At 38.5% G+C, this 10,059-nt stretch carries 5 protein-coding genes; all 5 read right to left on the bottom strand.

The genetic code is table 11. The annotated features are described in order from the left end of the window. On the bottom strand, positions 1 to 2,620 hold a 2,620-nt coding region (locus H6G75_RS29295; protein WP_190983420.1), incomplete at its 3' end, for a hypothetical protein. A gap of 6 nt (positions 2,621 to 2,626) precedes the next feature. Continuing rightward, positions 2,627 to 3,130, bottom strand: a complete 504-nt coding sequence (locus H6G75_RS29290) for a phage tail protein (protein ID WP_190983419.1) — start codon at positions 3,128 to 3,130, stop codon at positions 2,627 to 2,629. 13 nt (positions 3,131 to 3,143) lie between these two features. Beyond that, on the bottom strand, positions 3,144 to 3,293 hold the full coding sequence (locus tag H6G75_RS29285) for a hypothetical protein (protein WP_190983418.1): 150 nt from the start codon (positions 3,291 to 3,293) through the stop codon (positions 3,144 to 3,146). An 83-nt stretch (positions 3,294 to 3,376) separates the two neighbouring features. Further along, complete coding sequence (locus H6G75_RS33845; protein WP_190983417.1) at positions 3,377 to 5,614, bottom strand: substrate-binding domain-containing protein; 2,238 nt, start codon at positions 5,612 to 5,614, stop codon at positions 3,377 to 3,379. Between the two features lie 134 nt (positions 5,615 to 5,748). After that, positions 5,749 to 9,771, bottom strand: coding sequence for a tetratricopeptide repeat protein (locus tag H6G75_RS29275; RefSeq protein WP_190983416.1), 4,023 nt, complete (start codon positions 9,769 to 9,771; stop codon positions 5,749 to 5,751). Positions 9,772 to 10,059 lie beyond the last annotated feature (288 nt).

Raw genomic sequence — 10,059 nt, 5'->3', positions numbered from 1 at the left:
AAGGTGCGATCGCTTGTTCATTTATCTCAGTTCGTGAATAGTCATTTTCTACTATCTCTGGTTGAGGAGAAGCAGAATTATCGCTATCTAATTTTGGTTGAATAATGTTTGATTCTGTACCAGTATGGGAAGGTGCGATCGCTGTTTGCTTTAACTCAGTGTGTGAGTTGTCAAATTCTACTATCTCTGGTTGAGGAGAAACAGAATTATTACTATCTATTTTTGCTTGAATAACACTTGATTCTATACCAGTATTAGAAGGTGTGATCGCTTGTTGTTTTAACTCAGTTTGTGATTCATCAAATTGTTGAGGAGATACAGAATAATGACTATCTAATTTCGCTTGAATAATCTCTGATTCTGTACCAGTGTTGGAAGGTGCGATCACTTTTTTATTGAACTCAGTTTGTGAGTCGTCAGTTTCTACTATCTTTGGTTGAATAATATCTGATTCTGTACCAGTATTGAAAGGTGCGATCGCTTTTTTATTTAACTCAGTTTGTGAGTCATCATTTTCTACTATCTCCGGTTGAGAAGAAGCAGAATTACCACTATCTATTTTTGCTTGAATAACTGGTAATGCAGTACCAGTATTAGAAGGTGCGATCGCTTGTTGGTTTAACTCAGTGAGTGAATGATCAATTTCCACCATCTCTGGTTGAGGAGAAACAGAATTACCACTATCTATTTTTGCTTGAATAACTGGTGATGCAGTACCAGTATTAGAAGGTGCGATCAATTGTTGGTTTAACTTAGTTCGTGGTTCGTCAATTTCCACTATCTCTGATTGAGAAAAAGCAGAATTATTACTATCTATTTTTTCTTGAATAATGTGTGATTCTATAGCAGTATTGGAAGGTGCGATTACCTTTTCATTTACCACAGTTTGTAAGTCGTTAATTTCTACTATATCTGGTTGAGAAAAAGCAGAATTATTACTATCTATTTTTTCTTGAATAATGTGTGATTCTATAGCAGTATTGGAAGGTGCGATCGCTTCTTCACTTAACGCAGTTCGTGAGTCGTCAAGTTCTACTATCTCTGGTTGAGTAGAAACATAATCACTTTGATCTATTTTTGCTTGAATAATGTTTGATTCTGTAGCAGTATTAGGTGGTGCGATCGCTTGTTCATTTACCTCAGTTCTTGAGTAGTCATTTTCTACTATCTCTGATGGAAGAGAAACCAAATTATCACTATCTAATTTTGCTTGAATAATTGGTGATTCTCTAACAGTATTAGAAGGTGCGATCGCTTTTTCATTTACCTCAGTTTGTGAGTATTCATTTTCTACTATCTCTGATTGAGGATAGACAGAATTATTACTATCTAGTTTTGGTTGAATAATCTCTGATTCTGTACCAGTGTTGGAAGGTGCGATCGCTTTTTTATTTGACTCAGTTTGTGAGTTGTCAATTTCTACTATCTCTGGTTGAGGAGATACAGAATCATGACTATCTAATTTCGCTTGAATAATCTCTGATTCTGTACCAGTGTTGGAAGGTGCGATCGCTTGTTGTTTTAACTCAGTTTGTGATTCATCAATTTCTACTATCTCTGGTTGAGGAGATACAGAATCATGACTATCTAATTTCGCTTGAATAATCTCTGATTCTGTACCAGTGTTGGAAGGTGTGATCGCTTTCTCATTTAACGTAGTTCGTGAGTTGTCATTTTCTACTATCTCTAGTTGGAGAGAAGCAGAATCATGACTATCTAATTTCGCTTGAATAATCTCTGATTCTGTACCAAGATTGGAAGGTGCGATCGCTTTTTCATTTAACGCAGTTCGTGAGTTGTCAATTTCTACTATCTTTGGTTGAGTAGAAACAGAATTATCACTATCTAGTTTTGGTTGAATAATCTCTGATTCTGTACCAAGATTGGAAGGTGCGATCGCTTTTTCATTTAACTCAGTTTGTGAATATTCAGCTTTACCACTATCTGCTTGCGGTTGAATAGTTAATGATGTGTGTTGTCTTGGTTGCGATGGATTGGGTAGAGTCTCATTTTTTTGATTTGTAACAAAATTATTAGTATTGATTTGTGGTTGAATTAATTTTGACTCTTTAGTATCAGGAGTTGATAATATTTTCTGTGATTGTTGGGGTGTGTTTGATAATTTATTTATTTCGCCAATATCATTATTTTCTATTGTTGGTTTGATATGATTCGTGTTTGGTGTGGTTATATCTATATTAGCGATCGCTTCACTTGGAGATAATCGGATATCACTGTCCTGATTTAATAATATATCTCTACTTAAACTGGAGTTACTTCCTGCTGATTTTTGTTGAATGTTGGGTGAATTTGAGCTATTTTTTTTGACTTTATTTCCTTCAGAATGACTTGGTGTATTTAAATGCTGTGATTTAGATTCAGAAAAAAAAGGTGAATCTTGAAATGAATTTTCAATGATGTTAAAATCTGTGATGACTGGATTAAAAAATATGGAAGAATCAAAATTTGATAGTGATTTTGCTCCTAATGGTGATAAAAATTTAGGACTAATAAATTTACTTCCCAAAGGTTGATGAGGTAATAAAGGTTGCTTTATACCTAGATTTAGTTCTGGTTCTGAAGGTTCTGAACTAAAACCTGTTGTCAGATTTTCTGTCATATACTTTTAATTACTAGCAAATGAACCTGAACTATCGCGTCCTGATAAAATTGATGCACCGCCAGACCTTGTTTTATCAACTTTTAAGCCTTCATAAGTTAAAGTTAATTCTTCAATAGCAACTGTGCTAGAATCGGCGCTTAAACCTGGTGCTTTCCATGAGATAGGTACAGCACCAATTAAAGTCCAACATTGCATGGTTTCACCAGCTTGATTAAATATTAAAATATTGACGTTACGTCGTTCTATTGAGCCACTTAAAATTTTATTCATCCAATTCCAAAAAGTTAAGTCATTTGTAATTCCCCGTTTGAGAGTAACATCAGAAAAATCTGCGGGACTTAACAAAACTCGTTGTTGATTATTCACACCACCTTCAGCAAATTTTTCAGTTTTGATATTCACACCTAAGCCTTGGCATTCTGTAAAGCAGGCGGTAATATTACTCTCAATTTCAACATAAAATCTATTAGCGGTAACATAGTTTAATTCTCGGCTAGTATTAGCCATAACTCACTCCTATCTAATTTTTAAGTCTTTCTTTTTGCTGCTGTAAATCTTCCTTCATCAGTTCATAAACTTTATCTGTCAACTTCCATAACAATTGACGATCGCATATTACCTTACCTGCTAACTTAGCAAGTTTTTTTTGCTGATTACTGTCATCATTCATAGCTAAACAATTACAGAAATAGATTTATATATATCCGCCAATTTGTCACCTCGACAATTAGCCAATAGTCTACTTTTACTGCTTTATTGACGACTTAGCGGTACTAAACCAGTTTTCTCTAATATTTGCTGTACTTCTGCGGTTCTTAGCATTTCCGCAAATTTTTGACCGATGGGAGGACGGCTGTTATCCCCCGGATACAATACAACTAATGAATAGCTGAGGGGATAGCTACCTGTTTTAAATACTTGGATGTTAGGCTGATAACTGCCTTTATCATCGCATAAATCAGTATTTGGATTTATTGGCTTTCCATTATCTTGTACTAAAGTTTGTACTGCGGCTTTATCTTTATCTGCTATAGCTAAAGGATAAACAGAACACTGACCAAATACTTGACTGAGTGTAGCAAAACCAATACTACCAATATTATCTTCTTCAAAGTCCCGCAGGACTTTTTGTAGCATCTCTAAGGTTGATAAAGGTGTGATATTGATACCAGAATAGGTAAAAGATGTGTTTGATTGTTGCTGTTGTTTTAAATAGCGGAAAGTTGCGATCGCTTCTTCATTCCTGAGTACTCGCTGTTCAAATATTCTGATAGTTTCTGCGTCTTTGGGTATGTAAATATTAACTGGTAAATTAGGTAAATTAGCTCCTTTTAATTGTTGCCAATTAGTAATTTTACCTGTATATAAATCTTGTAATTGCTGAATACTAATCTGACCATTTAAAGCTCGTGGTAGACTTTTATCGCGCTTGGAGTAACTAAAAGCTACAAATACCACTAAACCATCATACGCAAATTCTTGATGTTTTAACTCTGGAGTCAATGGTTCTACCATATTAGCGATCGCAAAATCTTTTTGCTTATCTTTGACGCTGGCGATCGCTTGTTCTATACTATCCTCTGGTTGATAATTTAACTGCAATTTTGGCTGACTTGCCTTTAACGTTTCTTCCAGTGTTTGATTTTGCAAGATTAAATTGCTTTGTCGCCGGATAAAACTCCAAGTACTGTCTTTTTCACCAGTATAGTTAAATTTACCCCCAGGTACACCAGTCACGCTTTTTAAACAGCAAACTACAGGTTCTTCCATCACAGTTTCTGGAGATTTCCATCGCTGAACTAGCCATAATATCAGTCCACATAACAATAATCCCCCCAAAATACTTAATAGTAATATCGACGGACGATAAAGTTTTGGCTTGGAGGTTTCTGGTTGTTCTGTAGTTATTAATATTTCCCTTGGTAAAACCTGATAAACTCGTAATAATGCTTCTCTAGCTTCTTCAGCATTATTAAAAGGCTTATCTAATTCTAAAAGCCTGAATAAAAAAGCTTTAAATTCAAGAGTTATTCCTTGCCAATATTGTTCTTTTCTGGGGTCAATATTTGCATCTATAATATTACCTTGCAATAAATAAAAAGCTACATATCCTAAATCAACTAAGTCTTTCGCCACAGTCGGAATCACAGCTTTACTTGTTGATAAATTAAATAAATTTTCCCATGATGATAAATCTGTTAAATGAATAAAAAATTCTGCTGTATCTGCCATAATCAGCAGACTATCTAAATGAATATTACCGTGAGCGATTCCCTGTTGTATTTGTCCAGTCGGTAAACTAAATTTTTGACCGTGGAGAAATTGTAGAGTTTGTAATCCTTGGTCAAGCACACGATACACTTCCCTCTCAGACATTGGTTTATTAGTAGCTTTTAGGTATGTTCTGAGAGTAGGATAAGCATCGATATTGCCATTAGTAACAAGATAGCAGCGTTCAGCAATTGGATCAGAAATTGCATCCCAAGGAAAATTTAGCCGGATATCTTGAATTCTTCCATCAGCTAAACTCAAACCAGCCAAACGTTCAAAAGCTTGTTTTCTGTCTCTGGTTTCTTCAGCGTTAAAAACCAATTGGGGTAATAAATATTCTTTAATAATTGCTGGCTGTTGGTCTGTTAGCTGTATTCCCTGATATAAACGCCCTAAACCGCGATTTCCGATATACTTATCTATGCGATATCGCCCTTTATATCCCCGAAATTCAGTTTTAGCAGGGATAATCGCCGGAAAACCACAGTTTTGACAAGTTTTAGCCGTCGGGTTTTGTTCTAATGTTTTTTCTGTCCATTCACAGCCTAAAGTATTCCCCGTCCAGCAGCGATATTTGTGGTAAATGATATCCACCCCCACAGGCGTTGGTGGTGGCAAAGTTACAGGAGTTAAAATCGGTTCCGGTTCTACAACTGGTGGGTTTTCTGATTTTGGGAAAAACCTCTGCGGTAATTTGGCTTTGATTTGTTCATAAACCACGACGGAAACCCTTAGCGATCGCTCTTATCTGCCGCATCCTACACTGAATGTCTGCCCAAAGCAATTAGACTTTCCGCTAAGAAATAGGGAGTTGGGAAGAAAGATTTTATTCTTTTGTTCTTCAAAACAGCCTCTTAATTCCTCCCTGTAATGATAAAACCTGCCCAATAATAAGGATGATTATAAGGCTTTCTCTCAGGAACTATTTTGCTAATTCTATATAAATGTGTAGCTAAATAAGTCCTAATTCGTAACTCATCTGGATGCAGAGTTTTAATTAAATTTTCATACCAAATAGCCAATTCGCCGGCGGTGACTTCTTGTAACCATGTAGTTGCTTCTGTTAAAGCCGTGGCTGGTGATTTGTTGACTTGCAGCCGGCGATAAAATTCGATAATTAATAATGCACTCGCCGATGATTCCACATTCCACAGAGTACTAATTACTTGCGGGACACCACCACACAGAAAACCATTCACCAAAGAGACATATTCAGTAGTAATATTTTGGTTAATATGACTGGTAAATTTACACGCCGATAGTAAGACTAAATTGTAACTAGTGAGGTTTTTTTGACAGATTTCTGTAAGGGTGAGTTTTTCTTCTCTTGCTAATGTTAATTCTGATTTATTTTGGTCAATGAAATTGTTGATAACTTGCCCGGTAAAATGCAAGAGATTGTAATCATCAGCTAAGGCTTTCTCCACAGTAGTTTTAATAGCGGCTTCAGCTTGGATGCGTTGGTGATGTTCAAACATCTGGGTAATAACTTCTGATTCCAACTTGGCAAATTTTGGTGGTGCATAATTTGTCTGTGCTGGAGATTCAACACTCAGTAATATCTGTTCTTGCCAGTTCTCTATATTTCTGGGTTGTAAGTTCAACCCTACTTGGACACTAGGCAAATAATTTGTAATAAATTTTGCGGGAAGATTGAGTATTTCTGCATCAGAATTAGGCAGATTAAACAGCAGGTGTAAAGGTAATCTGGCTAAGTCGCGGTGCGGAATTAAAATGAGGTTGGTGATTCCTTCCAATTCCTGGGTAATTGTGGAAATTTCGAGAATTTTTTGCAGATTTAACAACCTGTGTTCCATCTGCGATCGCCAAACATGATTGCCTTTAGTTTGGGGGTCTTGGGCTTGTTCACAATAATCTTGATAAGTTTTATGCCAATCTTCTAACCAATGTTCAAAAGCAATCAATCTTTGTGTTGATTCTGGTAATGGTAACTCTTGTAAAGGCTTATTATTTGCTGATGAGATATTACCCCTTGCTTGCACAGGAATAAACACTAAAATTGGCGAAGGAGCGCCATCTTTAATAATAAATGTGTGCAGTGCTGCTGGGCTAATATGCCAGTAAATAATTGCCGTGTTGGGGTTCAGTAACTCTTGAACTGAATTATAGTTAAGAAAATAAATTTCATTTTGCCAGCCAAATATTAGCCATTGCAAACAAGCATTTTTGATTTGTTCGGCTAATTCCCAAGCTTCTACCAAGTCACCCGATTCTACTAAAAAGTCAACGCCTAATTGCCCAATTCCCGCAAATTTTAGCGCCAACTGTTTTTTATTTTCATCAGAACGTGCAGCATCACTCAACAATGCTTGCAATAAATTAGCCGCCCGTTGTTGTAATTCTTGGGCTTGGGTAATTTGTCCTAAACCTAACAGAACTTTGACTAAAGATTGCAGTATTTCTAAATGTAATTGGGGAAATCCTTCCCAACTGAGAGTTAACAGGGCTTGGTTGTATTCAAATACAGATTTGCGCCAATGTTGACGAGAAGCAGGTTGTTTTTTACCTTGCTCATAATGGGTATTACCAATCGCCAAATGTAATCTACCCCAACCCTCTGGGTGAGTGTCTGGACGGATGTGTTTTAACCCTTGTTCATAGCTGGCGAGTTTACCTATATAACCGCCTTGTCTTAAAGCTGGGTAATTGATGGCGACGCTAGTTAATAAATTTAAGACATAACTTTCTGGTACATGACCGATTGCTGTCCCTCGACCAATCCAAGCTTCCCAATAATCCAGTTTGATTTGTAGTGCGTTGTCGTAGGCAACGATCGCCTCAGTATAGCGGTCTAAATAAAACAAAGCGACTGCTTGATTATACCAAGCTAAATGAAAGTCGGGTTTAATAGCGATCGCTTTTTCGTAGGAGGCGATCGCTTCTTCCCGCCTACCTAAGTTATCCAGCGCCACACCCCGGTTATACCAAGCCAAATAAAAATCAGATTGGGCTGCTAAGGCTTTATCCCAAGAAGCGATCGCCTCTGACCACTGTCTCAAATTAAACAGCACCACACCCCGGTCAATCCAAACTTCGTAATAGTCGGGTTGCAGTTCTAAAGCTTGATTATAAGAAGCGATCGCATCTTCATATTGTTCGTTAACCGCTAAAGCAATGCCTCGGTAATACCAGGTTTCCGGGTCTTGGGGTTGCAATTCTAAAGCTTGATCGTAACTGGTAATGGCCTCCCAAACTTGCCCCAACTTCAACAACGCCAAAGCCTGACTCGCCCAAGCTTCGGGGTAATTGGGGTGAATTGCAATCGCCTGACCAAAAGATGCGATCGCTTCGGCAAATAATCCCAATTCTCCCAGCGTACCGCCACGATTGTACCAAGCTTTGTAATGGTCTGGTTTCAGATCAATTGCTGTGTCATAAGCCGCCACCGCTTCGGCAAATCGTTCTAAATGGAACAAAGTCAAACCACGATTAAACCAATACTCAGGTGATTCTGGTTGTAATTCAATGGCGCGGTCATAAGATGCGATCGCACCTGCCAAATCCCCCGTTTTGGCTTGTTGCAAACCTTGATAAAACCAAGCTTGGGCTTGAATTGCCGTATTAGCTGGATTTGGCGTAGTTGGGGGAGACGGACTAGATTGTGTTGTCAGATTAATTGCCAATTGCTGTACCAAATGGGCGCTTTGATCCAACCTGCCCAACAATTCATCTAAAGTGTAGGCCACAGTGGGATCTAAATTGGCCAGATACTGATCCCAAGCATTTTCAGCAACACCTGTTCGCACCAGTCTGGCTTGTTCATCAGCATATTCTAGTGACAATTCACCCAAATTACCAATTACATCTTCCGCCGCCGGAGTTAAAAAAGCCACGGTGGCGGCGGGTGCAAATTCTTCTGCGGTGTCTTCCCTGGTTGCTGTTGTTCTTTCTGCTTCCCCAGGATATGTATTCACGTTTTCTGTAGTCTGGGGTGGTGAACTATCTACCAATTCTGTTGCGGTGTCTCCCCAAAGACTAGCAGCTAAATTATCTATTGCCGTTTCTGGTGCATACTCCCAAGTGGGAATATCTGTGTTTTCCGTGGCGTATTCTAGAGGCGGTGGACTATCAGTCAATTCGGCTGTGGGATCACCCCAAAGACTGGCGGCTAAATCATCTGCGCTAGTTTCCTCTGCTGTGGTGGTAAATGCTGACCCAGAATATTCCCAAATCGGGATATCTGTATTTTGAGCGGGTTCTGTTTGGGGTATGGTACTAACTACAAATTCTTCCCCTGTATACTCCCAAATAATTTCTGCGACATTCTCTGTCGAAACTTCCGAGGATGATGTCATATCTGCAACCTGATTAACTGCATTTTCTGGAGGTTGTGCAGTTGCTTCCTCGTACTCCCATAGCGATTCGCCCAAATTCCGCAGTAAATTCTGCCCTGGAGTGTTCGTTGCTTCATTCGTTGTCGAGACAACAGATTGTTCCTCAGCAGCTTCTTCCCAGTCATCGGTATGACTCGTCATTAAACGAATACCAATGTCATAGGAAAGTTCACCAACTTTGCCGATATTGAGTTCCCCTAGTTGGATCATCTGCGAGGCTAACTGCTGATTAGGCGGCCCAGAGGAGATTAACAATCGTTCACCATAAATGAGTAACCAATCTATCCAACGTTCGGTACTAATTCGGTCTTCCATCCGTTGGAGATATTTGATTGCCCATTGTTGTCCTCGTCCTTGATGTACCCCTTCTAGCAGTTGGGTATACAGAAGTTCCAAATCAGCATTAGTTAATTCAGGAGGTGGTTCTACCATTTCCTGTTCGCTAACAGTTTTTAAAGTCTGTTTACTACTAGTAGGCTGGTTTGAATGTGTTTTAAGCCACTGCCATAGCTGCGTGAGCATCTGCACATACTCTGAAGGTTTTGTTTATCCTAGATTGTAGCGATCGTTATGTCAAAAAACGCTAGATTTGCGTGAAACCCACTGCCATTAACGGGTTTATCGGGTAGATGTTTATCAAAAATATACAAAACTTTGTTAGTTGTTATAGCAGGGGGCAGGAGGCAGGAGGCAGGAGGCAGGGGGCAGGGGGGAATAATTATTTACTCAGCACTTTCGCGCTAGGAGGTAACAGTATTACTATTGCTAGTTTTTAAGCTCTCAATCTAAAATCACAAATCCAAAATCCAA

Origin of the sequence: Nostoc sp. FACHB-280 (genome assembly GCF_014697615.1) — a bacterium.
GTDB lineage: Bacteria > Cyanobacteriota > Cyanobacteriia > Cyanobacteriales > Nostocaceae > Nostoc_B.
Note: the sequence above shows the minus strand (reverse complement) of the source record. Positions and strands in the feature narration are given on the sequence as shown.